This is a genomic window from Spartinivicinus ruber (assembly GCF_011009015.1).
Classification (GTDB): domain Bacteria; phylum Pseudomonadota; class Gammaproteobacteria; order Pseudomonadales; family Zooshikellaceae; genus Spartinivicinus; species Spartinivicinus ruber.
Genome location: NZ_CP048878.1, coordinates 194,865 through 219,426, shown reverse-complemented (window position 1 = coordinate 219,426; position 24,562 = coordinate 194,865). Strand labels below are relative to the sequence as shown.

Sequence of the window (24,562 nt, the reverse complement as noted above, 5' to 3'; positions counted from 1 at the left end):
TACATAACAATAAAAAAGCACCTGCCAACAAACCCTAAATGTTATTCGCGAAGGGTGTATATAGGTGCTTTAACTAACGGAGTGACCCAATGTACCAACCTACTCGTGATCTATTTGCTGCCAGCATTCTATCCAGTTCCATGGTTTTATCGTTCGGCGTGCAATCTTCAACCAGCTTAGAGCCAACTATTACAAACGAGGCTTTTGGCCACCCTGGTAACCCTCACCAATGGACTTCGGCCCGAAAAGCTGGGGTAGGTACTGCTGTTAATGATCAATCTAAAGTTTGGTTTAGCCTTGTTGATGGTATCGTTTCTGAAGTCTATTGGCCTCAAATCGATATGGCCCAAATCACTGACTTACAATTGCTAGTTTCAGATAGCAAAAACTTCTTGCTTGAAGAAAAACAGCTACAACATCAAATTGACTATATCGACGATAAGTCTTTGGCTTACCAGTTAACTAATAAAGATTCACAAAACCGCTTCAGTATTACTAAAAAGATTATCACTGACCCTATCCGGGATGTTCTTATCCAAAACATAAAAATTACAGTAAATCAGCCCAATCTGAAATTCTATATATTACTAAATCCAGCAATCAGCAATACAGGTCTATATGATTATGCAGAAGCTACACAACAAGCCTTGTATGCTTGGGATGATAGAATTAAACACGCAGGCCAACAAGCACAAGCCGCTCAAGTAGTTGCTCTAGTCAGCGATATTCCCTACCGAAAAACGTCCAGTGGTTTTGTTGGTAAATCCGATGGCTGGCAAGACTTAGCTGATAATTTCCAAATGGACTGGCAATATCATACGGCCAATAACGGCAATGTAGCCTTAGTCGCTGAACTGGATTTACCAAGCAAACCAGGTAGCTACGAGTTTAATTTAGCATTAGGGTTTGGCCAATCTAAAAATGCAGCCAAATTGTTAGCCAAGCAATCATTAGCAAGTGGTTTTCAATCTCTATCTCAGCAGTATATTAATGGCTGGAATAATTACTGTGACAGTTTAGAAGACCTTAGTAGTATGAGTTTCGACAACGGCAAGCTTTATTATACTTCAGCCATGGTGCTTAAAGCTCACGAGGATAAAACCTATAAGGGAGGCATGATTGCTTCATTAAGTATTCCTTGGGGAACCTCTCAGTATGACTTTCAGTCAGGTGATGATCGTGGAGTTATACCTGGTTCCCCTGCTGATGGATATAAAGATGGCCCTGTTGGCTATCATGTAGTTTGGCCACGAGATTTATACCAGGTTGCGACTTCTATGATTGCCGCAGGTGATATTGAAACAGCAAAACGAGCCCTTAAGTACCTGACAGAAGTACAATTTAAAACACAAGATGGTAATTGGCAGTTTTGTGAAAATAGCGTTCCCAAGCATGGCTCATTTCCACAAAACTTTTGGCTATCTGGTAAGCCACACTGGTCGGGTATGCAGTTAGATGAAACAGCCATGCCAATTATTTTAGCTTGGCGTTTATGGCAATTAGGTGAGCTTTCTCCACAACAGTATTATCAATCATTTGTTAAACCTGCTGCCTCTTTTATAAGTCGTGTAGGACCCTGGACCCAACAAGAGCGTTGGGAAGAAAATAGTGGGATTTCTCCCTCAACCACCGCTGCAGCCATTACTGCATTAATAGCAGCAGCTGATTTTGCTGATGCAATAGGTGATAGCAACACCGCCAACCAATATCGACAACAGGCGGACAAATGGGTAATGGGAATGGACTATTGGTTCTTCACCCGATCAGGAATGTATGGTAATGGCAGCTACTATGAGCGAATTGATAGTAGTCAGCAATGTGCCAAAACCGCTAACCCTAATGATCAACAATTGCTTTATATTGCAAACGGTGGAGGCCAACATCAAGAACGAGCCATTTTAGATGGTGGCTTTTTAGAACTTGTTCGCTTTGGCATTAAGTCCCCACACTCTTCTCAAGTTTTAGATACCCTCATAGAATACGACAAGTTATTACAGGTAAGGACACCAAGAGGGCTTGGTTATTACCGATACTCCCATGATGGCTATGGGGAAACTTTAGCAGGCAAAGATTATACAGGAGAAGGTAAAGGAAGATTATGGCCATTACTCACTGGAGAACGAGGCCACTATGAATTAGCTAAAGGTAACAATGTTGATACATACATAAGATCAATGGAAAACTTTGCTAATGAAGGCAGAATGTTACCTGAACAGGTATGGGATCAATACACTGGCCCCTATAAAATGGGAAAAGGCACAGGTGGTGCAACGCCTTTAGCCTGGAGCCACGCTGAGTACATTAAATTATTAGCTTCAAAACAGGCCAACCAACCATTAGATACTATCAGTAGTGTCGTAGATCGTTACCAAGGGTGTATAACCACTATTAATGTTAATGCTGATGTAGGTTTTAACCATCAAATTACTATTCGTGGTAATCATGGACCTCTCAATTGGGATAACGGAATAGCCGCACATTGGCTACCTGGAAATACTTGGCAAGTTACATTATTTGGTATCAACGAACAGTTTAAGTTTAAAGCTTTAAAGGACGACACACATTGGCAATCAGGAGATAATAATATTGGTAAACCCTGTGAGGTAAATACAATTAATCCAAGCTTTTAAATTAATCTAGTTTGTAACAAAAAACAGCTTGGTCATGCTACAAACCAAGCTCTTTATCTCAAACAGACACCAGGACAAATAATTTTATTACATATAATTACTCATACTCTTTTTCAACAAATATTACAGCTACTCCCAATACTAAAAACACACCAATGAGTATTTGCAGCAATAATGGTAGATTCATAGATCCTCCATTGCTTTGTTTTACTACTGCCCTCAGTTGAGTATCTGTAATTTAATTATAGGGGAGGCATTAAACTGTACTATATTAATTCGCTCTATAGCCTTATCAAATAAGTTTTATAAATTTAATTGAGAGATTTTTAATAATAAACTTTGCAGTTTTTCTGAATCAGTATCCATTACTGCTAATTCTGCCTTAGTCAATATTTCATTTAATGGTGTATTAAAATATTTACACATATCTTTTAAATCCTCCAAATAAGATAGCAAAATATCAGTTTTATAAATAGACACACTCTCTAACTCCAGTAGTGAATTCCTTATTTTTCTCTTTATTTTATCTGACATTGGATTATTATTTTCTGTCTGTTCGCTTACATCTTTTTTTAAATCAAAGTCATCAACATGTTTTAAATATTTATGTAGTACTTCTGAAAGTTGTTCAATACTGATCGGTTTAGTAAGATATTCATCAATACCAGCATCTATTACCTGTTGCTGTTGTTCACGAAATGCCTCCGCAGATAATGCAACTATAGGCACCATTGTTTCTTTTAGTATTTTCCTAATAGAACGAGTAGCATCTAACCCACTCATTTCAGGCATATGCATATCCATTATTATTAGGTTATAGTGAGTAGATTTAAGCTGACTCTTCATCACTTTATCAATAGCAGCTTGGCCATTGTTCACACACTCTATTGTCAAGCCAAATTCCTTGAACATTGCTTTCATTACTTCTTGATTTAATAATGTATCTTCAACAACTAATATTTTGTTTTCTTTCACAAATTTTAAATTATAACTTTTGCGGGTTGACGATAGTGAATGCTTTCCATCAGCTTTCAAATAAGGTATTTTAACCTCAAAGGTGGATCCAGATCCCAATTCACTTTCTACAGAAATAGTACCACCCAACAACTTTACTAATTTACTGGTAATTGCTAGCCCTAATCCAGTTCCACCATAGTTTCTGGTAATCGAGTTATCAGCTTGCTGGAAAGATTGAAAAATTTCCTTTTGTTTATCTTTAGGGATTCCAATTCCTTCATCTACTACTTTAAAAATTATTTGGCTATTAGAAGAACTTTCCTTTTCAATAAGGACCATTATTTTTATGCTTTTATAACTTGGTGTAAACTTAATGGCATTACTGATTATATTAGTTAGTATTTGGTTTAACTTTGTCCTATCTAACCTCACAAACTCTGGCAATGACTTACCAAAGCTATAGCTATAGTTAAGCTCTTTACTATGCGCTGCGATTTTATTTATATGAAATATACCTTGAACCAACAACTTCAAGTTAACAGATTCATAATTAACTTCCATACGACCAACTTCAATTTTAGATAAATCTAAAATATTATTTATTAGCTCTATTAAGTGTTCACCACTGGACTTAATATGTGATATGAACTTATTTAATTCTTTATTCTCTTGATACTTTTCAAACCGTAAGGCCAATATCTGACTAAAGCCTATAATTGCATTAAGTGGGGTTCTTATTTCATGGCTCATATTAGCTAAGAATTGGGACTTAGTTTGACTAGCCTTCTCTGCTTTTAATTTCTCATGAACTAGTTTACCTTCTATTAGCTTTCTATTTTCAAACTCCTGCCTCAGTTTATTAACCATACTAGAAAAGCTTATTTCAAGTTCTTTCAACTCATTATTACTTGTTACTACAGAAATTAGTTTAAAATCATTCAAATTATCAAAGTTAATATTTTTAATACTAGCAGTGAACTTCTTTAATGGTTTACCTAACAATCTATCAGCAAAAAAAACTATTATAAAAAACAATGCAATCGTTTTAACTAAACCATTTATAATCAATAAAATAAAACCATATTTAACTTGATCAAGTATTATTCTATTACTTGAGTACAGTGTAAGATAACCCAGTAATTGTTCTTGCTCATCAATCAAAGGAAGTTGATAACTATATAATCTATCTAAAATAGTTTTACCTGAGTCAATATCAGCCTCTATCCCATCAACATTAACTGTTAATTTAATATCTCTTGAAATATCAGTATTTCCAACAATACCAATAAGTTGATTTTCGGTATTTTTAACTTCTATCCCAACTACTATTGGAATTTGTATTATACCAAACAGAGTTGAATATATTTGTTCATTGTTTAAGTGCCATAGAGCCTGAGTAAGTACAGGAGAAAAAATGTTTGTGTATTTAACTAAATCATTCTTAACATTTTCTTTAACTTCTTGATATTGGGTCACCAACTGAAAAAGTGTTGTAACTACTGCCACTATTACATATACACCAAATACAGACCTAATAAGAGAGTAACCAACTGTATTTTCACCATTTCTAGTTAGTAACCTCAACATTTAATTACCTACAATATTTAGTAATCATGCTAGAATGTATTGCTATCAGCTATTCATAGTGACTAATTTAGCTACAAACTAGTTTTTTGCAAATCCATATTTTTTTATTATTTCATTCCACTTATAATTATTACTAAAAGCAATTCTAGTTAAGAATTCTTCTATATCTTTTCTATTTTTTGGAATTAAAAACATACGATGGAATGTCGTATGTTTTTTAGGAGCAAGATAAACTTGATCATGTAATGATAACTCTTTAACTAAGTAATTAATTGTTGAGGTCGGTAATAATGTAAAGTCAACTCTACCTCTAAGTAATATCTTTAAGTTATTACGTTCATGATCACCATCAATTCTTTTCCTAATTATCACTATACCTAAGCCATTAACTGCTGTATATTTGAACAGCATGGAAACTTAATTGAGAAGGTATAAATAATGGCTATCAACAAAGTTCAATTTCAAAAAGGCCTGAGTTTAAACGAGTTTCTCAAACAATATGGTACAGAAGAACAATGCTTTAATACCTTATACAAATTGCGATGGCCAGAAGGTTTTCAGTGCCCCAATTGTGGATACGACAAATGCTGTCAACTCACTACTAGAAAGCTTCAGCAGTGCTATAAATGTCACCAGCAAACATCTGTAACTGCAGGTACTATCTTTGAATCAACCAAATTACCATTAAAGACTTGGTTCCAAGGGATGTATTTGATCTCCCAAGACAAAAAAGGTATATCAGCCATAGAATTACATCGCCATTTAGGTATTTCCTATCAAGCTGCCTGGAGAATGAAACATAAGCTCATGAAAGTGATGCAAGAAAGAGAAGGCACCAAGCAATTGTCGGGTTTTATTGAAATTGATGATGCCTATCTTGGTGGTGAGCGTACAGGTTGCAAAAGAGGTAGGGGAGCAGATGGGAAAATACCTTTTGTAGCAGCCGTAGAAACAACAAAACAAGGTCAACCGACACGAATTAAACTGAGCATTTTAAAAGGGTTTAATAAAGAAGAGATAACGGCTTGGAGTAGGCAGAATTTGGCCAAGGGCAGTACCGTAATCTCCGATGGACTGGCCTGTTTTAATGGTGTCATAGAAGCAGGTTGTCTTCATGATAAAATTGTATGCGGTGGTGGTCGTGCATCAGTAGAGGAACCTGAATTTTATTGGGTTAACACCATCCTTGGAAACTTAAAAAGTGCTTTACGTAGTACTTATCATGCTATTCGCGCTAAATATGCACAACGTTATCTTGCTGAATTTCAGTATCGATTTAATCGAAGATTTAGCTTAGTAGAATTTATTCCTAGGCTAGCATTTGTAGCACTGAGAACACCTCCACTACCAGGTAAGCTACTAAATATAGCTTAGGTATGATGATAATTAGGATTCTTTTTATTTCTCCTTTTCTAACAAGTTCATCTATTCCTAAATATTTATGCCCTGCCATAGCGCCAAATGTTAACCCCTTTAGCGATTGAGGGCCTTTATATTCGATAGAATCTTCTACACGAGAAATAACTGTACTAGCATCTTCTAGTATAGATAACCAACGGTATTTAGTTTTATAGTGATCATTAAACCATTCTGGATTAGCCCAAACTACTGTCCACGATCCATCATTAACAATTTTTTTATCCAATCGCTTTCTTGGAAGTACTTTTAATGTGAAGAGATATTTACCTTTGGACTCGATATTGAGTAAATTTACCAAATCATAGGTTAACCCATCATCTATACCATTAATAAACGGTGGATGATTATGATATGTATAAAGAGAGACAACTTCTGGTTTAGCTAAAATATGTGGAGATAGAATGATAAAAAATATCAAAATTAATTTATTTTTCACCAATCTCTCCTTACAGTATTCTTATAAAAAATATTTTTTACTATCCCAATAAAGAATAAAGTATCGAGTAAATTTTATCCTTATTGACTGGTTTAGTTAAATAGTCAGTACAACCCGCATCAATGCATTTTTTATCATCACCATCTAGTGCATAAGCAGTCATTGCTACTATAGGAGTTTCTTTTATATTTTTATTACTTTCCCATAATCTGATTCTACGGACAGCTTCATAGCCGTTTAATAAAGGCATTTGCATATCCATAAAAACAATATCCCATTTATTTATTTTAAATTTTAATAATGCTTCTTCACCATTAGTTGCCACTTCTACATTATTAAATTTTTTACTTAAAAGTGTTTTTGCAATTAATCTACTTGCTGGGTCATCTTCAACTAAAAGAACATGATTCCATTTTTGATCTTGTTTAAAATTTTCATTTACATCAGAAAGAACAGATTCCAATACTAAATTAGAACTATCAACAACAAGATTTCTTTGATCGTTAGTTTCTTTATTGCTTACAACCTCGCAAGAAATAGTAAAATAAAAGTTGCTTCCTTTATTTATTTCACTCTCAACCCATATTTCACCTGATAACATTTCGACAAGTTTTTTGGTAATTGCCAATCCCAGCCCAGAACCTTGATAATTTCTTGTTGTTGAGTCTTCTACTTGTGTAAATACTTCAAATATATTATCTTGCTTATCTTTCTCAATGCCTATACCAGTATCACTGACAGCAAAAACCAACAATATCTTATTATTTTCAAACTTTTCTTTTTTTACATCAAGGCTAACCTTGCCATCTTTAGTAAATTTAATTGCATTTCCTAGAAGATTGGCAATAACCTGATTAATCTTATTTGGATCACTTTTAACAACAGCAGGAACCTCTGGACCAATTGAGTAACTTAATAAAATACCCTTATCCTTTGCCTGTGAAGCAAATAGTTTAAAACTAGAATCAACAAGCTGGTGTAAGTTAAATTCAGTACTTTTTACTTCAAGTTTACTTGCTTCTATTTTTGATAAATCCAAAACATTATTAATTAAATTAAGAAGCCTCTCACCACCACTTTTTAGGATATCAATTAAATCCTTTTGTTCTCGATCAACACCAGTTTCTTCGAGTAGCTGAACTGTACCTAAAATTGCATTCATTGGAGTTCTCAGCTCATGGCTCATATTTGCCAGAAACTCCGATTTTGCCATATTTGCACTATCTGCTTGAACTTTTGCGTTTATAAGATCTTTTTCGTAAGATCTTCTTGTTTTTATTTCACTCATTAACTGTTGATTAATAATTTCCAAATCTCGTGTTCGCTCTAGCACACTATATTCAAGAGAATCTCTTGCTTGCTTCGCAGCTAGAGCACTACTTAGCCTAGCTTCTAATATGAGATTATTAATAGGTTTGTTTATATAATTTACAACACCTAATTTATAACATTTAGCGATTATCTCATCATTGTCTTCAGCAGTTAGCACAATGGTTGCTATCTTGCTAAATTCCTCTATTGCATTTAATTTTTGTAACAGCTCTATACCATTTATTCCTGGCATATTTAAGTCTAATAAAATTAAATCAAATTTTTCTTCCTTAAGCCTGGGTAACAAGTTATTAGGGTTAATAATAAAGCCACAATTATAGCCAAATTCTTTAATTAAATGCTTAAGTTGTTGGCAAGCTTTTATGTCATCATCAACAACAAGGATATTAGGTGCTGTTATATCAAATATCATATCATATGCTACTTGCTCTTTATCACCTTTTATATATTCCTTAGTCACTTTATCTTTGATGATCATAGCCACTTACCCAATCTATTCAATTTCTTTTATTACATAAGATTTCCATGGGCAAGCCTGCTACTGTATGACTTGCAATAACAATTTTAAATAATGACTGAAATATCTCAATTAACATATTCCAGAGAAAATCTTTATAAAAGTTTATATTATCATTGGCTATATAAGCCTAAAAATTTTATTATCACGGTATATTTTAAATATATTTTTCATAAATATTCAACTATAGTACATTACTTTATGTGTATTAAAAAGTGTAGCAAGCGGATTATTAATTGACTGTGTTTTTTATATTCGCTATCAAATAGCCATAAAAACTCACAAGTTAATAATTAGGTTTATATAAAATTCAAGCTAGTCTTTTATAAATATTTTTGTAAAGAAACTCATGTCAGACTATCTCTAGTGTCAACTCCCATTTCGTGCCTTATCCAGTTAGCAAATTGTTGTATCCGTTTGTATTTTGGTGAACTATCATCGTATAGTAACCAAACACCTGCATACTCCACTGTATCACTAAACAACTGAACAAGCTCGTTTTGTTTGATTAATTGTTCAGCTATTAAGTTACTCATTAACGCAATGCTTTTACCAGCTAACACTGTATTTATTGCCAGCCCCACACCATTGACTTGCATTATTTGTAACTTTTTATCCTCAATAGTCAAACCTACTTTATCAAACCAGCTTTTCCACCCTTCTGAAAATAAAGGTATATTTTCAATTAACAAATAATTAAGTAAATCTTCTGGTTTATTAATGTTTTTGGCTATACTTGATGACGCAACCACAATGCCTTCGCTGGCTGCTAGAAGTTCATTAACCACTCCAGGATAATCTCCTTTGCCATAACGGATCGCTATGTCAGCTTCATCACGCTTTAAATCCAAAATATCTACAGTGGGAATCAGGTGAATTCGTATTTCTGGATGGCTTTCAGTAAATTTCCATAACTTAGGCATCAACCAATGGGAAGCAAAAGCAGGGCTTAAGGTCACCTTAAGTTCACCTACCAGCTCTTCTTGCTTAATTCGGTTAATACCTTCACGGATCAAGTCTAACGCTTGATTAGCATATTGAAATAAACCTTCTCCCGCCTCTGTTAGCTGCATAGTACGGCCAACCCGGATAAACAATCTCACCCCCAACGCCTGTTCAAGGTTACGAATCTGCTGGCTTACGGCCGACTGGGTGATTGCCAGCACATCTGCCGCCTTTGAATAACTTGATAGTTGTGCAGCCGTTACAAAGACGCGCATGGCTCCAAGATGTTGCAGGGGGTCAGCCACTTTCAGTTCTCCACAAGCTATTAGTTTAGCTAATAGTTTCTCAGAATTTATCGTTCGTAGTTAATGGGCAAAGCCTTTAAATTGCTGTTACTTAGATTCTAATTGATGAGTAAAAAGAGCAGTAGTGATGGAATATCTATTAATTATACTGATAGTTTGTGGTTTGTCGGTATGTTGGTGGTATCACCATAAATCGAAGGCAAACCAAATACCGCCCATGCCTTCCAAACCAAATCCACAGCTTAGTTATGACATGGGCTTAAGTGATGTCCGACCAATCATCAAAAAACCTGAGAATAAAAAATGAAAGTGCAGAAAAAAATTACCCCAGCTACTTTGGGGGGGAGATTAACGTAGCCGGGGCAGATTATTATCTCCGTTAACTTGGGGGCTTAACGGAGTAAATGCCAACACTAAAACACATAAGGAGTAGTTAGAGTAACCATCGCGGCCACTCGTAATATATGACAACCCCCTATTCAGGAAAGTTCCAGTAGCTGAAAATTTTTTTCAATAAATCTAGAAAAACCACGTTAGTGGGCTTGGTCCCAGTTATCACCTATCCCCGCATCCACAATCAACGGCACTGATAAATCTGCAGCTGCTACCATCCGTAGCTTCAGGCCAGTTACCACTTTATCAACCTGTGACTCAGCTACTTCTAGTACTAATTCATCATGTACTTGCATAATCATTTGTGCATCCAGTTGGCTCTCAGTTAACCACTGATCAACACTGATCATTGCCTGCTTGATAATATCAGCCGCCGTACCCTGCATAGGAGCATTGATTGCCGTGCGTTCTGCCGCCTTTTTCCGCATTTGATTGCGAGAACGAATCTCCGGCAAGTGCAAGCGCCGACCAAACAGCGTTTCTACATATCCCTTGTCAGCTGCTGACTGGCGGATATTATCCATATAGCTCAACACTCCAGGGTAACGCTCAAAATATAAGTCGATGTATTCCTGGGCTGATTTTCTGGATACGCCAATTTGTTTCGCTAAACCAAAGGCTGACATACCATAAATGAGGCCAAAGTTGATAGCTTTTGCATGACGACGCTGGTTATCGGTTACTTCGTCAATGCTTACTCCAAAGACTTCTGCTGCAGTTGCTCGGTGAACATCCTGCCCTTCGGAAAAGGCATTCAGCAAGCCCTCGTCATTGGAAAGGTGTGCCATAATCCGCAGCTCAATTTGAGAATAATCAGCAGCAATCAGCTTATAGCCAGGGGAAGCAATAAATGCCTGGCGAATACGTCTGCCTTCTTTAGTTCTGATCGGGATATTTTGTAGGTTTGGATCTGACGATGACAGTCGCCCCGTAGCAGTCACCGCTTGATGATAAGAGGTATGCACCCGCTCCGTTTCTGGGTTGATCATTTCAGGTAATTTATCGGTATAAGTAGACTTAAGTTTACTTAAACTGCGGTATTCCAAAATCAACTTAGGAAGGGGATAGTCCAGTGCTAATTCTTGTAAGACAGGTTCGGCAGTAGAAGGTTGGCCTTTTGGGGTTTTCTTAACCACTGGCAAATCCAGTTTATTAAATAGAATTTCCCCAAGCTGCTTAGCTGAACCCAAGTTAAATTCTTCACCTGCCAGGTTGAAAGCCTCTTGTTCCAGCTCATCAATGCGCTTGGCCAGCTCACCACTTTGTTTTTTTAACAAACTTGGGTTAATCAGTGCCCCATTACGCTCTATTTTAGAAAGCACACTGATTAGTGGCAGCTCAATTTCCTTAAACACTTTCATCAAAGATGGATGATCAGCCAGTTTAGGCTCTAAGGCCTGATGGAGCTTTAAGGTAATATCGGCATCTTCTGCCGCATATTCTGCTGCCTGCTCAATGGCTACCTTGTCAAAAGTAACTTGCTTCGCCCCTTTACCAGCAATGTCTTCATAATGAATCGTTTTATGGCCGAGGTATTTTAGTGCAAGGCTATCCATATCATGACGGGTTGCAGTAGAATCCAATACATAAGACTCCAGCATGGTATCAAAAGCGATGCCTTTTAACTCGATATCATAACGAGCCAACACACTTTGATCATACTTCAGGTTTTGTCCAACTTTTTTCTGTTTTGGGCTTTCTAGCAGTGCCTTTAATTGAGCCAACACGTTATCCCGATCAAGTTGCTCAGGTACATCCTCATAACTGTGGGCCAATGGGACATAAGCCGCTTTACCTGGTTCCACCGCAAAAGACACCCCCACAATTTCAGCTTTCATATAGTCCAAGCTGGTAGTTTCAGTATCAAAAGCAAATAGCTTTGCTTGCTTTAACTGAGCGAGCCAGTCATCAAGCTGCTGCTGAGTAAAAATAGTGTCGTAGTCAACATCTGCCGTCTGTTCTGAGCTATCACTCGCTACATCATCAGACAATAGCTCTTCAGTCCAGCCTTTAAACTCTAGTTTTTTAAACCACTCAAGCAACGCCGCTTTATCAGGCTCAACTGGCTTTATATCAGCTGGCCCCATTTCCAACTCTACATCGGTTTTAATAGTGGCTAGCTCTTTTGAAAGCAGTGCTTGATCTTTATTCTCTTCAAGCTTTTTCGGCATGGTTTTCGCGCCACGAAAACCAAGGGCAGGCACTTCATCCAAACGCTGATAAATAGACTCTATACTTCCTAAGCCTTGGATTAAGGCTAATGCAGTTTTTTCACCCACTCCAGGTACACCTGGAATGTTGTCTACTTTGTCGCCCATTAAAGCTAAAAAGTCGATGATCAACTCTGGGGGGATACCAAATTTCGCCTTCACTCCTTCCGCATTCATAAAAGCGTCATCATCTTTCATTGTGTTAACCAGCGTAATATGCTGATTAACTAACTGGGCCATATCTTTATCACCAGTGGAAATAATTGTATCAATCCCGGCTTCTGTCGCCTGTTTGGCTAAAGTACCAATGACATCATCAGCTTCAACCCCATCAATAACAAAAAGTGGCAGCCCCATGGCTTTAATAATGGCGTGAATAGGCTCAATCTGTTCCCTTAATTCATCTGGCATTGGCGGGCGATGAGCTTTGTATTCGCTATAAATCGTGTTACGAAAAGTAGGGCCTTTGGCATCAAAAATAACCCCTATTGGACTGTCGGGAAAATCTTTGATTAAGCGCCGCATCATACTAATGACACCACGAGTAGCACCTGTTGGCTGACCATCCGAGGCACTTAAGGTAGGCATTGCATGATAGGCTCTAAACAGGTAAGAAGAACCATCCACAAGAATTAATGGGGGCTGCTTTTGTTGTTTCGTCATAGGCCAGTACATTTACAATTAAAATATAAGAAGGCATTGCGGACCTGTTAACCTTTACTTGATAAGCAAAAGTCAACAGGCCCTCATTGTATCAGTTATAAAGTGAGCCTGACCCATCAATTATCAATAACTAACAAAAAAATGACCGATACAGCTGTGCTAGGAATAAAATTTAAGGTACCGTTTAGCCGCGATTATTGTCAGAATTAATATATAGCCTTCATGAAAGGTAACTTGTTCTGTGACAATACCATTACAATAGCGGGCAACATAAAATTCAGGATTGGAGAGTAAAGTCTGTTGAAAGCTCTACAAGTTCACTACTTCAGGAAGCGTCAACAGCTCTATGGCTTAATTGAACCAACCAGGTGACTACTATGAAACAGCTCATTTGTTCAGCAGCTCTAATCTCAGCATTATTCTGTGGCTGGCAGACAGCCTTGGCGGAAGATCCCATTCGTCCTGATACTGAGGTGGTCATTAAAGAAGGTAAAGACCGCACTATTCAGGAATACCGACATAATGGCTTTGTCTATGCCATTAAGGTTATTCCAAAAGAAGGCAAACCTTACTTTTTGGTAGCTGCGGATAGTGAAGGTAACTTTATTCGCACTGATAAACACCACCAAATGTTGATCCCATCCTGGAAAATTCTTGAGTGGTAATTTTTGAGTCGTATTTATGTCGGTTTATACCCATCTAACTTTTGATGAAATAGTACAGTTATTAACTAAGTATGATATAGGCACCCTCAAGCATTTTGAGGGCATTGCCGCTGGGGTGGAAAATACTAACTACTTTATTGATGTCGTTGCAGCTAATGGGCAACCCACTCGATACGTACTCACTTTGTTTGAGTTCTTACCGGTTGAAATTATTCCCTTTTTCACTGCGATTACTGATCACCTGGCAAACCACCATTTGCCAGTACCATTGGCAATCAAAGACCAGCAAGGGAAATCATTACACCGAATAAAGAATAAGCCTTGCCTAATTCAACGTTGCCTGGCAGGTAAACAAGTGGAACTCCCTTCGGTCAGCCACTGTGCTGCTGTGGGGGAGATGTTGGGCAAAATGCATAAGGCTGGTCTGCAAACCAATATCAGCCAAGCCAATCAGCGTGGGCTAGACTGGGTAAGAGAACAAGCACACAGGCTGCAAAGCTTAGTAACAACAGAAAATGCGGGGTTACTAAAACAGCAAGCAGACTATTTTACTGCTTTTTTCCAGCAACATAGCCACTTGCCTCAAGGGATCATCCACGGCGACCTATTCCATGATAATGTACTATTTACTGGCAACAGCATCAGTGGCGTAATCGATTTCTACAACGCCTGTACTGACTACTTGTTATATGACTTAGCTGTCACAGCAAACGACTGGTGTCGCCTGCCTGATCAAACTCTTGATATTGAAAAAGTGAAGGCTTTAGTTAATGGGTATAACCAAATAAGACCTTTTAGTGACAGCGATAAATCAGCATGGCCCGTTATGTTGCAATTTGCAGCATATCGTTTCTGGGTTTCTCGAATTATTACTTTTGAACACCCAGAGGAGCATTTACCTCAAAACGAAGATGCTGTAGTTAAACCCAAAGACCCAAATGAGTTTAAACAACTAATGCTGCATCATAAAAATAATTCCAATCTGTATTCGCTGTAACCTCTACTTTTTCCAGTCCTATGCCCTCACCTTATCAAGGAAGTAGTATGATTCGTAACATATCGATGTAAATGTTATATGTTTATTAGGGCCTTTAATGGCCCTAATTTATTTTAGACATAATATCGCCTGATAAGAGATACTCAAAATGCCAAAACAATTTATAGATCTTTCAATTTGTATTGAAAATGAGGTGAAGTCGGACCCAATTCCTTTTAACCCAAAAGTGACCTATATGGATCACCAGTCCACTTTTAGCCAAATGGCACCTTTTTTTCCAGGCTTAAAACAGCAGGACCTACCCGACGGAGAAGCATGGGCAATTGAAAAAGTAGAACTCATTACCCACAATGGCACTCATCTTGACTCATCTTGACGCACCTTATCACTTTCATTCCACTATGAATAAAGGAGAAAGAGCTATTACTATTGATGAAGTACCATTAGAGTGGTGTTTCCAAAAAGGCGTTAAGCTAGATTTTCGACATTTCGATGATGGCTATGTCGTGACTGCCGATGACATCAAAAAAGAATTAACAAGAATCGATTATGCCATCGAGCCACTGGATATTGTTGTAGTCAACACTCGTGCAGGCAGTCGCTATGGTTATGAAGATTATATCCACTCAGGTTGTGGCATGGGGCTAGAAGCCACACTGTTTTTACTCGAACAAGGTGTACGGCTAACTGGCACTGATGCCTGGAGCTGGGATGCTCCTTTTTCACATACAGCAAAGAAATATGCAGAAACTAAGGACCCAGCTATTATTTGGGAAGGACATAAAGCAGGCAAAGATATTGGTTATTGCCATCTAGAAAAGCTACACAACTTAGAGTCACTACCTGATCATGGTTTTACTATTTCATGCTTCCCAGTGAAAATTAAAGGGGCTTCTGCTGGATGGACAAGAGCAGTAGCCTTATTTGATGAATAAGCTCTTATTTTTGCTCTCGTAGCTGTTTTTGAGCTATTTCCATTATTAGCAATACCTCACAAGGTGAATACTGGCCCAATAGTGAAATTGAACGGTAGTTAGTCCACTCAGCAATAGGATCGAACTGCCGTTTTCTTTTAAAGTTGAGTCTTTTTAAACCAACTAAACACTCCCCTTGCATTTTTGCAGCCTTAACCTTTTTAGCAGTTAAAGCTGTATCACTATAGCGTTTAGCAATTTTTTGGTAGGAATAATCGTTTGCCAGAGTGTAGTTCGACAAGATAAGTGTGAATAATAAAACTGCTTTTTTTACCATATACCCTTCTTAGAAATGTTAGGCTCAATAATTTCAGAAAAAATAAAGAGTTTATACTTTTATTTCAAACTAAGACCTAAGGTTATATACCTAGCATGAGTCATCGTTAGGTGCACGAACTAGGCAAGCCTACTGCAGTGAAACTCGCAGTAGCGACTTGGACTGAAATAGAAAGTATTACTGTAACCTATCACTAAACAAACATACTTAAAAATTCGTATTAGGTATATAGACTACTGCTTTTTTTCTTGCTCTCCATCGAGAATGTGCATATGCAGGAATCCATAAGCTAGCTAAACAGCATCCAAATATTATCATTTGTACAAAAAAGTTTAACTCACTAATCTGCGTCCTAAATAAAGTTAACATATAAAGGAAGATTATATGATAAGCAAATACATATAATGAGTGTTGACCTAAATAGATTAATATTCTTTGACTGAAATAGTCTGGAAATTGAATAGCAACTCTAAATAAAATATATGCCAATGCAGTTGTATTTAATAATCGTAACGGACCTAAAGATGAAATACTTGTCCAACTTTCTTGCAAAAGCATAGCTTGTTGAAGACTTAACGAATGACGATGATACAACATGAAAACAGTAAAGAGTAATGAAATTACAAACAAGCTTTTAGACTTAGGTATGCTCAAGGTACCTTTTACTAAATAACAACCAAATACAAGCCCTAATATAAAAATAAATTGCCAAGCAAAAATTTCAAAATACCCAAAATTCCAAGGAAATTGCGGATACCAGTATTTTAGCTCATTTAATAAAATTTCCTGCGGTCTAAGCTGGGCTAAACCCCATAAAATAAAACTACAAAAAAATACAACCTTGAATTTACCAAACAACAGCCACCTTAATATATATGGCGTTACTATTAAAAACAAAACATATACTGGTATAATATCAAGAAGATTCGGCAACGATGAAAAAAAAGCACCCATAATCAAACTTGTTATAGGACTTTCAACAAACTCAGTCATATATGAATTTTTCGCCCAATCCGATGTTATAGTTGGGAAACAAAAAATAATTAAAGCAGCTGATATAAAGCATAGCATATGCCAAAAGTATAACTCCCTTGCTCTATACCATAACTTACGCCGAGCATATTTAAATGACTTATTTTCAATAACCTTCGTAAATACCATGCCAGAGACTAGTCCGGATAGAAGAAAAAATCCTTCAGCAGCAGTAACATATCCAGCAAAACCATAAGTAATATCAGACCAACCATTTAAATATGCAAATGGTAAAAATAAAAGATGATCGACTGTCATAATTAGAAGCATCCAGCCTCGAAAACAGTCTATTTGAGCAATTCGACTCATAATGGCACCTAACGTGAATCTAACAATATTGAGTTATAAGCTAAATATATAATTTCACAAAGATGCAAGCTATAAATAATTATTTTGTAAATACTTACTTTAAATCTAAAAACAACAGGCTATTTTCCTGATCCATATTAAAGCGGAAGTTTCGCAAAAAATTCATTCCTAGCAAACCTTGCGATGCTTCCATTGAAGGTAAGTCCATGACTGCAAATTCAATATCATTGACTGCTCTGCCTGCTATCTCAAATTTTTTAAACCGGTACACAGGTACTACCAACTGGCCATTAGCTGTACTCATCATAGTATTATGTAAAAACTCAGCCTGACTACTATTTTCCAATTGCTTAAAAAATCGGGTAGAAATTACTGAAAGGGTAGCCCCAGTATCAATCAATAATTTTACTTGATGACTATTATCAATAACCCCAGAAACAATATAGTGACCATTCTGTTGGGTAAGAGCAATGCCTTCTTTAGCCCTTATTTTGGTATCAATTTTACGTTTAAGTTGCTGGGCAACTTTGCCCCATTTTAAATCAGATAGCAAATAATCCAGCAGCGCCAAGGAACGAGAATAGTCATGCAATTGATAATGTATTTCGGCTTGTTTAAATATATAGTCGTAGTTATTTGGATCCAGTATGGCCAACTCTTCATAAAACTTCAGTAATAGTGGCCATTGTCCCTCACCACTACTATCATTAATTACTTTATTATGGTAAGCCTGTACCAAAGTATGAATTTTTGCTTTGATATTATCTATTTGGTCAAAATCGTATATATATTGCTCAAGATGATAGTATGCTTTGATAGCGGCAGGTAAGTTACCTAGAGCGCGATAGCTTTCGGCTAGAATATAGACTGCCTGATAATCACCTGTATTTAATTGCAAGTAATGGTTAATTAATTTAATTAACCGTCGGTATTTAGCTTGCTCAAAACCCTGTTGTAGCTTTTGAATAAAAGCTGTATTAGCAAATTTTTTATGCTCTTCGTCAAATAGGGTAAGTTGTCGGTATTGATCTACGATCTTTGCAGTATTCCAGTCAGCCAGCAGCTCTTTAAAAGTTTGCATTGGCACTGTCAATTTAGAATCAACTAGTGACTGACTCTTATTAATGGATGTAACAGGCTCGACTGTTGTAACACTCCGTGTTTGCTCAGACATGCCACCATTGAGTACAACCTGCTTTATATCATACCAATACTGATGGCCATACCAACCACTTACCAATCCAATAGAAAACACACTCAAGACAAAAATTGTTTTTTTCACAACAGTATGTTACTCAGTCTTCACTTATCGATTCGATCTCACTTCTGGTTAATATAACAAAACTGTCAGGTATTCTGTATCAATAGTTTTCTATGTTTGCAAGTGAGTATAACTATCGACAAACCGTTTATACTTATGCTGCCCACAAGTATAAGACTGATATTTCACGGATGTGTCCGCATCCCGACAAGTCGGAACCACCTCAACTTTGGCATCATAATCGAGATCAATAAAAAAAGGTAAGGAATAACGCTCTTTGCCACTGGTGTTAATTACCCGATGCAACGTTGAAATATAACGATCGTTAGTAAATGTTTGCACTAAATCGCCAATATTTACAATTAGGGTTCCATCAACGGGAGGGGCACTTACCCAATCGCCATTTCTATTCTGCACTTGTAACCCACCATTGGCATCCTGAGATAAAATCGTTAAAAAACCATAATCGGTATGTGCACCAATGCCAAATTCTTCTTTGGTGATTTTTCCTTGTTGGGGAGGATAGTGTAACAGGCGTTGGATAGTGATCGGTTTGGTTTGTAGTTTGGCAAAATAATCGGCGTGTAAACCTAAGCTTAATGCAATCGCACGAATTAACTGTCTGGCCAAATCCATCATAGCATGATGATACTGCTCAAAAACTACTTTAAAACGTTCAGGCTGTTGTGGCATTAAATTTTTACCAAAAAAAGGACTGACTTCTGCCGTTTCCCGCCCAAGATCAAAACATTCTTTAAAGTCTCTGGTATTCTCAGGGTCAACATTTTCTGCATACATGGGAATATATCCCCGTAATGTTTGACCGGAATGGATAATATTCAGCTTATTCTTTTCTTCAAACGACAGAGCAAAAAATGCCTCGGTCAGCTCATAGGCTTCTTTAATTAATTGACCATCAACACCATGGTTTTTAATATACAAAAATCCAATATGCTCACAGATATAACCTATTTCCTGCACCACTTTCATGGGATTACTGTTATCAAGTAATGGGGCAATATCAACAATCGGAATTTCATTAAAAGAAGTAGTTTTACTTCGTAGACTATCTTCGACTGTTACACTCATGAACTTATCACCTTCTTCTCAGGCCATATCAAATATTACACTTCACATCCAGCACGCCATTCTTTCCAACGTAAGGCTGCATTTGCCCCTAAAGACATAAAAGGCTCAGGTGGTAAACGGCTTGGCGCATCATAAGCCATAAATTCTTTTAAAATGGGGGAATCCAGATTGGTAGCCAATTCCACAGCCATCATTCCCGATAAAGTCCCTTTCACTGTGCCCAAGCCATTTTGACATGCAGCTGCATATACCCTCTCTTCCAACTCACCAAATGCAGGCACAGAATTTAACGATAAACATAAGCGGCCGCCCCAGCGATATTCTATCGTTACATCATTTAACATGGGAAAACGTGCTTTAAATACCTGGTCATGATTTTTTGCCACATTTCTCAACTCAGCTTCAGAAACTTCCATCGACTGATTTAAAGTGAAGTGATTGCGTATCGTCAGTCGTTCGCCGCTTCCCTTCCAATTAGACGTACGCCGCACTGTAGTACCCATCGGGTCAGCAGGTAATAGTCCCCAATTGGCAGTCCCCCCAAGCCGCTGAATCTCATTCCGGTTTAATGATCGGGTCATAGAGGCATAAGTAAAAATATGCATCAATTGTTGCTTAAAATAACCAAACGACTGGATATGTCCATTTACCGCTAGAATCACCCGCTTAGCTTTAACCCTGCCTTTAGGAGTTTTTAGGGTGTGTTCAGGTCCCAACTGCATTTCAATGACTGGGCTATTTTCATAAATAGTAATATCCTTACTCAACCCTTGAGCGATTAAGTGAATAAATGCCGCTGGTTGAATCATTGCAGTACCTGGAGTAAATAATCCTTTACTGTAATAATCAGAGCCGGTTAATGCCTTCATTTCTGCTTGATCTAACAGCCGATATTGTTCATCCAACGCCTTAATATGTTTTAAATAACAGTCAATATGCTTTTCACCGCGAGAAGAAGCAGCGCCTGTCACTTTACCAGATAAGTCAAACACCTCTTGTGGTATTGCAAAGTCGCGGGCCATTTGCCTGGCAAAATCAATGGCAACTCGGTTTAAGCGAATTTGTTTTTTATCTTGATCTCGCCCTCCTGCGTAACTTTTTGAATTCAGCTCGTGGGGTAGATCAATCATAAAACCACTGTTACGCCCCGCAGGACCTTCTGCAAGATGACTGGCTTCTAACATGACAACTTTGTCGTCAGGAATCAATTGACTTAAATGACGTGCTGCAGCCATTCCGGTAAAGCCACCACCGACAATAACCCAGTCTGCCGAAACAGTGTCTGTTAGCGGTGGATAGGATTGCGCAGGACTAAGTATGCGATTCCAAGCAGCAGGCCCTGTATCTTTTGGCATCCGGTTAACATGAATGACTTTTGTCATAATTCAGGTCCAGCCATCACTACGTACCAATTAATCCACACAGGCCTCATCAACCGGATCACTGAGATCCAACCAAATAGTTTTTAGCTCGGTATATTGGTCATGGGCATGAATGGAATTATCTCGGCCACCAAAGCCAGATTGTTTATAACCACCAAACGGTGTGGTGATATCACCTTCACCAAAACAATTAACCGTTACAGTACCAGCCCGAACAGCCTGTGCTGCACGTAAGGCACGTTTAGCATTAGCTGTAAAAACAGAGGCCGCTAAACCATAATCGGTGTTATTGGCCACTTGAATGGCTTCGTCATAACTGGACACAGTAATAACCGATAGCACTGGGCCAAATATTTCCTCCTGGGCCAAACGGTCTTGTGAATCCACCCCATCAAAAATAGTGGGCTGAACATAAATACCATCCATAGTTTCACCGCCCAGAATCACTTCTTTGCCAGAGTCTTTTCCATAATTTAAATAGCTGGCCACTTTTTTAAAATGGTTTTGGTCTACTAATGCACCCAAGTGATTAGCGGGGTCTAATGGATCACCGGTACGCCATTCACGGGCATGAGCTTTAACTCTTTCCAGTAATTGCTCTTTAATTTTTTTATGCACTATCAGTCGTGAACCTGCGGAACAGTTTTCACCCATATTCCAAAATGCTGCATTCACCACCTGAGCTGCGACTCGATCTAAATCTTCAGCATCTTCCAGAACAATACAGGGGTTTTTCCCGCCACATTCCAATACGACTTTTTTCAGGTTAGAGTCAGCAGCATAACGCAAGAAACATCGGCCAGTTGCGGTAGAGCCGGTAAAACTCACCATATCCACATCCCGATGTATACCTATTGGTTCACCAACGTCTTTGCCAGTGCCAGTCACTATATTTAACACGCCTCGGGGTAATCCTGCTTCCATAGCTAATTCAGCAATGCGTAATGCCGTGAGTGATGTCTGCTCCGCTGGTTTGACTACCATTGAGCAACCTGCCGCTAATGCCGGCCCCATTTTCCAAGCCAGCATTAATAAGGGAAAGTTCCATGGTAATACTGCACCAACCACACCAATGGGCTCCCGAACAATTATTGAAATCGCATCATTACCGACAGGTGCCGTTTGATCGTAAATTTTATCAATGGCTTCCGCATGCCATTTAATGGTGTGAATTAACTCTGGAATATCAATGGATTCGCAATCTTTAATTGGCTTGCCAGAATCAAGGGACTCCAACACGGCTAATTCACGTCGATTACGAGTAATTAATTTACATAAACGAATTAATACATCTTTACGTTCACTGGGATGAAGACAGCGCCAGCGACCATCATCAAACGATTCACGAGCTTTTTCCACCGCAAAATCAACATCTTCCTTGTCACATGCAGCAATGTCTGCCAGTTTTTTCCCAGTGGCAGGATTCATAGTGGCTAAGGTTTTACCCGATTTTGCCGGACGAAATCGACCGTCAATAAAACTCATAGAAGGTGGGTTTAAATCAGCGGCAATAGCAAGATATTCATCATGAGTGAGCAAATCAGACATAGCTTATATTTTCCTTTTCCGTGGTATTCGTTGTTCTTGGAGCTTGCTTATTGGAGGTAGCTTCAACCACCGAGCCTTGCTGCTGAGGCGCTTCTATAATGCTGGCAATAGTCGTTTTAACTGTACGAATCACTTGCTCTAATGCACGTTTTTCATCTTTATTCAGACCATAAAGTGGTTTTCTGGTAATACCCGCTTTAAGCCCTTCAAGGGTTACTCCATATTTAACACTCTGAATAAACTTGCCACCCTGCTCTAATATTCGCATTAATGGCATCATTGCTGACATAATGCGACGGCCTTTCTTGAAGTCACCTTCTACGACACAAGCCTGATATAACGCGAAATGCTCACTAGGTAAAAAATTAGAGCCAGCACAAACCCAGCTACTAGCCCCCCAGGCAAAAAATTCCAAGGCCTGGTCATCCATACCACAGGAAAGCTGAATATGCGGGTAATCACGAGCTAATAAATGCAATCGATTTGGGTCACCAGAGCTTTCTTTAATGGAACAAAAGTTTGGCGAACGACCCACTCGATCTAAAAATTCCACCCCCATCATCACCCCCATTCGACCAGGGTAGTTGTACAACATAATGGGTAGATTCGCGGCCCGGTCTACAGCCAAAGCATGTCTGGCCAATTCACGTTCAGTGGGCAAAGAATACGGCGGTGTTGCTACTAATAAAGCATCAGCCCCCTGTTTCACTGCAGCCTCTGCCAATAAAATGGAGTCGTTTGGGTTAAGTGACCCGGTACCAAATACGACGGGTATTCGTCCTCCAACACATTCCATTGCTATTTCCAACAAGCGTACCCGTTCTGCATTACTTTCAACGTAATACTCACCGGTCGTGCCACCTACAATAATACCATTAACATTAGCATTGACTAAGTGCTCAACCATCGCCGAAAAGGCATCATAATCGATTGAATAGTCATCACTAAATGGTGTGATAACTGGCGTATAAATCCCTTCGAATTGCATTTAACCCCCTTACACTTAATATAATTCTTCTCCAGGGCATCATTGTAGCTGACAACCTTTATAACTGAGTTACAGACTAGCGAAGAAGCAGAAAAAACCACAGCAACATTTATTTCGGAAAAAACATAACGTTGGGTTATCAAAAGTGGTTGTTTTTAACTAGGGATCTTATACCTAAGCAAAGAATGATCCTAATACGCTTCCATGACGTGTTTACTTCCACAATAGCCTTTTCGTCAACACAACACCTTCCGGCCGGCTTAGCAAACTTGGCCAAGCAGAGCACCAGTCCTCTGCACCATCTCTACACATCACCAGCAACTGTCTTGGATACAATGACTTAAACGCTTTAACATCGAAATTTTCTGGTTTGCTCACTATCAGGGACAAGTCCGCATCATTACTTGTATCTGGCGCCTGTTGAAGACTTCCTTCTATATTTTTATTATACTTAAAAAAATAATCTTAATTTCCCTATAATGATATATTTCATTATAAATAATACCAGGCTAGTTATTGATCATTCGAATGTTAGAATATCGACTAATTTCTGAGTGATTAAGTATAAATTATCTAAAGGGCACCTCTAATAATTGTTTACTAATTTTCTTTACACCAAGATTCAGTTTGATAGTCACTAGTTTTA

The 24,562-nt window shown here is 38.0% G+C and carries 19 protein-coding genes; 6 read left to right on the top strand and 13 right to left on the bottom strand.

Features of this window, described 5'->3' with window-relative positions; genetic code table 11:
- The first annotated feature begins 89 nt into the window (after window positions 1–89).
- On the top strand, window positions 90–2,630 hold the full coding sequence (locus G4Y78_RS01055) for a glycoside hydrolase family 15 protein (RefSeq protein ID WP_163830851.1): 2,541 nt from the start codon (window positions 90–92) through the stop codon (window positions 2,628–2,630).
- A gap of 303 nt (window positions 2,631–2,933) precedes the next feature.
- Here G4Y78_RS01055 and G4Y78_RS01050 read toward each other — a convergent pair whose 3' ends face one another.
- Both G4Y78_RS01050 and G4Y78_RS01045 read right to left on the bottom strand, forming a co-directional pair.
- A complete protein-coding gene (locus G4Y78_RS01050) occupies window positions 2,934–5,174 on the bottom strand; it encodes an ATP-binding protein (protein ID WP_163830850.1) in 2,241 nt (746 codons plus the stop codon).
- A gap of 78 nt (window positions 5,175–5,252) precedes the next feature.
- The gene (locus tag G4Y78_RS01045; RefSeq protein WP_163830848.1) at window positions 5,253–5,585 is read right to left on the bottom strand and encodes an amino acid ABC transporter substrate-binding protein; all 333 of its coding nucleotides are present in this window, start codon (window positions 5,583–5,585) and stop codon (window positions 5,253–5,255) included.
- Window positions 5,586–5,612: 27 nt separating this feature from the next.
- Between G4Y78_RS01045 and G4Y78_RS01040 the strand changes: the two genes are divergently transcribed.
- On the top strand, window positions 5,613–6,548 hold the full coding sequence (locus G4Y78_RS01040) for an IS1595 family transposase (RefSeq protein ID WP_163830705.1): 936 nt from the start codon (window positions 5,613–5,615) through the stop codon (window positions 6,546–6,548).
- On the opposite strand, the gene G4Y78_RS01035 is transcribed toward G4Y78_RS01040, so the two are convergent.
- The 4 genes from G4Y78_RS01035 to polA form a co-directional block, all read right to left on the bottom strand.
- A complete protein-coding gene (locus tag G4Y78_RS01035) occupies window positions 6,484–7,029 on the bottom strand; it encodes a hypothetical protein (RefSeq protein WP_163830846.1) in 546 nt (181 codons plus the stop codon). The two genes, G4Y78_RS01040 and G4Y78_RS01035, sit on opposite strands and share 65 nt — an antisense overlap.
- 40 nt (window positions 7,030–7,069) lie before the next feature.
- Window positions 7,070–8,839, bottom strand: a complete 1,770-nt coding sequence (locus G4Y78_RS01030) for a response regulator (protein WP_163830844.1) — start codon at window positions 8,837–8,839, stop codon at window positions 7,070–7,072.
- A gap of 386 nt (window positions 8,840–9,225) precedes the next feature.
- Window positions 9,226–10,128: a LysR substrate-binding domain-containing protein gene (locus G4Y78_RS01025; protein WP_163830843.1), complete on the bottom strand. Its 903-nt coding sequence runs from the start codon at window positions 10,126–10,128 to the stop codon at window positions 9,226–9,228.
- Between the two features lie 533 nt (window positions 10,129–10,661).
- Complete coding sequence (gene polA / locus G4Y78_RS01020) at window positions 10,662–13,394, bottom strand: DNA polymerase I (RefSeq protein ID WP_163830841.1); 2,733 nt, start codon at window positions 13,392–13,394, stop codon at window positions 10,662–10,664.
- Window positions 13,395–13,771: 377 nt separating this feature from the next.
- On the opposite strand from polA, the gene G4Y78_RS01015 reads away from it, so the two are divergent.
- From G4Y78_RS01015 to G4Y78_RS01005, 4 genes are all read left to right on the top strand, one after another.
- Window positions 13,772–14,059 (top strand): DUF2782 domain-containing protein, encoded by a 288-nt coding sequence (locus tag G4Y78_RS01015; protein WP_163830840.1) that lies wholly within the window; start codon window positions 13,772–13,774, stop codon window positions 14,057–14,059.
- A gap of 16 nt (window positions 14,060–14,075) precedes the next feature.
- Window positions 14,076–15,056, top strand: a complete 981-nt coding sequence (locus tag G4Y78_RS01010; protein WP_163830838.1) for a homoserine kinase — start codon at window positions 14,076–14,078, stop codon at window positions 15,054–15,056.
- 148 nt (window positions 15,057–15,204) lie between these two features.
- Window positions 15,205–15,432: a cyclase family protein gene (locus G4Y78_RS30900; protein WP_230425674.1), complete on the top strand. Its 228-nt coding sequence runs from the start codon at window positions 15,205–15,207 to the stop codon at window positions 15,430–15,432.
- Entirely contained in the window at window positions 15,419–15,991 is a 573-nt protein-coding gene (locus tag G4Y78_RS01005; RefSeq protein ID WP_230425673.1) for a cyclase family protein, read from the top strand. Before G4Y78_RS30900 ends, G4Y78_RS01005 begins: the two co-directional genes overlap by 14 nt.
- 4 nt (window positions 15,992–15,995) lie before the next feature.
- Here G4Y78_RS01005 and G4Y78_RS01000 read toward each other — a convergent pair whose 3' ends face one another.
- The 7 genes from G4Y78_RS01000 to G4Y78_RS00970 all read right to left on the bottom strand — a co-directional run bounded on the left by G4Y78_RS01000 (window position 15,996) and on the right by G4Y78_RS00970 (window position 23,916).
- Window positions 15,996–16,307, bottom strand: a complete 312-nt coding sequence (locus G4Y78_RS01000; protein WP_163830837.1) for a hypothetical protein — start codon at window positions 16,305–16,307, stop codon at window positions 15,996–15,998.
- A gap of 207 nt (window positions 16,308–16,514) precedes the next feature.
- A complete protein-coding gene (gene opgC / locus G4Y78_RS00995) occupies window positions 16,515–17,648 on the bottom strand; it encodes an OpgC domain-containing protein (protein WP_163830835.1) in 1,134 nt (377 codons plus the stop codon).
- 94 nt (window positions 17,649–17,742) lie between these two features.
- The gene (locus G4Y78_RS00990) at window positions 17,743–18,930 is read right to left on the bottom strand and encodes a retropepsin-like aspartic protease (protein WP_163830834.1); all 1,188 of its coding nucleotides are present in this window, start codon (window positions 18,928–18,930) and stop codon (window positions 17,743–17,745) included.
- Between the two features lie 90 nt (window positions 18,931–19,020).
- Window positions 19,021–19,998 carry an isopenicillin N synthase family dioxygenase gene (locus tag G4Y78_RS00985; RefSeq protein ID WP_163830831.1) on the bottom strand — a complete coding sequence of 326 codons (978 nt, stop codon included), beginning with the start codon at window positions 19,996–19,998 and terminating at the stop codon, window positions 19,021–19,023.
- A 35-nt stretch (window positions 19,999–20,033) separates the two neighbouring features.
- On the bottom strand, window positions 20,034–21,380 hold the full coding sequence (locus tag G4Y78_RS00980) for an NAD(P)/FAD-dependent oxidoreductase (protein ID WP_163830829.1): 1,347 nt from the start codon (window positions 21,378–21,380) through the stop codon (window positions 20,034–20,036).
- Between the two features lie 30 nt (window positions 21,381–21,410).
- Window positions 21,411–22,928, bottom strand: coding sequence for an aldehyde dehydrogenase (locus G4Y78_RS00975; protein WP_163830827.1), 1,518 nt, complete (start codon window positions 22,926–22,928; stop codon window positions 21,411–21,413).
- Window positions 22,921–23,916, bottom strand: coding sequence for a dihydrodipicolinate synthase family protein (locus G4Y78_RS00970; RefSeq protein WP_163830825.1), 996 nt, complete (start codon window positions 23,914–23,916; stop codon window positions 22,921–22,923). Before G4Y78_RS00970 ends, G4Y78_RS00975 begins: the two co-directional genes overlap by 8 nt.
- Window positions 23,917–24,562: the final 646 nt, after the last annotated feature.

Excerpts from the sequence above, each read along its gene's own strand:
- G4Y78_RS01055 (WP_163830851.1), top strand. The coding sequence starts at position 90 with ATGTACCAACCTACTCGTGATCTATTTGCTGCCAGCATTCTATCCAGT.
- G4Y78_RS01050 (WP_163830850.1), bottom strand. The coding sequence starts at position 5,174 with ATGTTGAGGTTACTAACTAGAAATGGTGAAAATACAGTTGGTTACTCT.
- G4Y78_RS01045 (WP_163830848.1), bottom strand. The coding sequence starts at position 5,585 with ATGCTGTTCAAATATACAGCAGTTAATGGCTTAGGTATAGTGATAATT.
- G4Y78_RS01040 (WP_163830705.1), top strand. The coding sequence starts at position 5,613 with ATGGCTATCAACAAAGTTCAATTTCAAAAAGGCCTGAGTTTAAACGAG.
- G4Y78_RS01030 (WP_163830844.1), bottom strand. The coding sequence starts at position 8,839 with ATGATCATCAAAGATAAAGTGACTAAGGAATATATAAAAGGTGATAAA.
- polA (WP_163830841.1), bottom strand. The coding sequence starts at position 13,394 with ATGACGAAACAACAAAAGCAGCCCCCATTAATTCTTGTGGATGGTTCT.
- G4Y78_RS01015 (WP_163830840.1), top strand. The coding sequence starts at position 13,772 with ATGAAACAGCTCATTTGTTCAGCAGCTCTAATCTCAGCATTATTCTGT.
- G4Y78_RS01010 (WP_163830838.1), top strand. The coding sequence starts at position 14,076 with ATGTCGGTTTATACCCATCTAACTTTTGATGAAATAGTACAGTTATTA.
- G4Y78_RS30900 (WP_230425674.1), top strand. The coding sequence starts at position 15,205 with ATGCCAAAACAATTTATAGATCTTTCAATTTGTATTGAAAATGAGGTG.
- G4Y78_RS01000 (WP_163830837.1), bottom strand. The coding sequence starts at position 16,307 with ATGGTAAAAAAAGCAGTTTTATTATTCACACTTATCTTGTCGAACTAC.
- opgC (WP_163830835.1), bottom strand. The coding sequence starts at position 17,648 with ATGAGTCGAATTGCTCAAATAGACTGTTTTCGAGGCTGGATGCTTCTA.
- G4Y78_RS00985 (WP_163830831.1), bottom strand. The coding sequence starts at position 19,998 with ATGAGTGTAACAGTCGAAGATAGTCTACGAAGTAAAACTACTTCTTTT.
- G4Y78_RS00980 (WP_163830829.1), bottom strand. The coding sequence starts at position 21,380 with ATGACAAAAGTCATTCATGTTAACCGGATGCCAAAAGATACAGGGCCT.
- G4Y78_RS00975 (WP_163830827.1), bottom strand. The coding sequence starts at position 22,928 with ATGTCTGATTTGCTCACTCATGATGAATATCTTGCTATTGCCGCTGAT.
- G4Y78_RS00970 (WP_163830825.1), bottom strand. The coding sequence starts at position 23,916 with ATGCAATTCGAAGGGATTTATACGCCAGTTATCACACCATTTAGTGAT.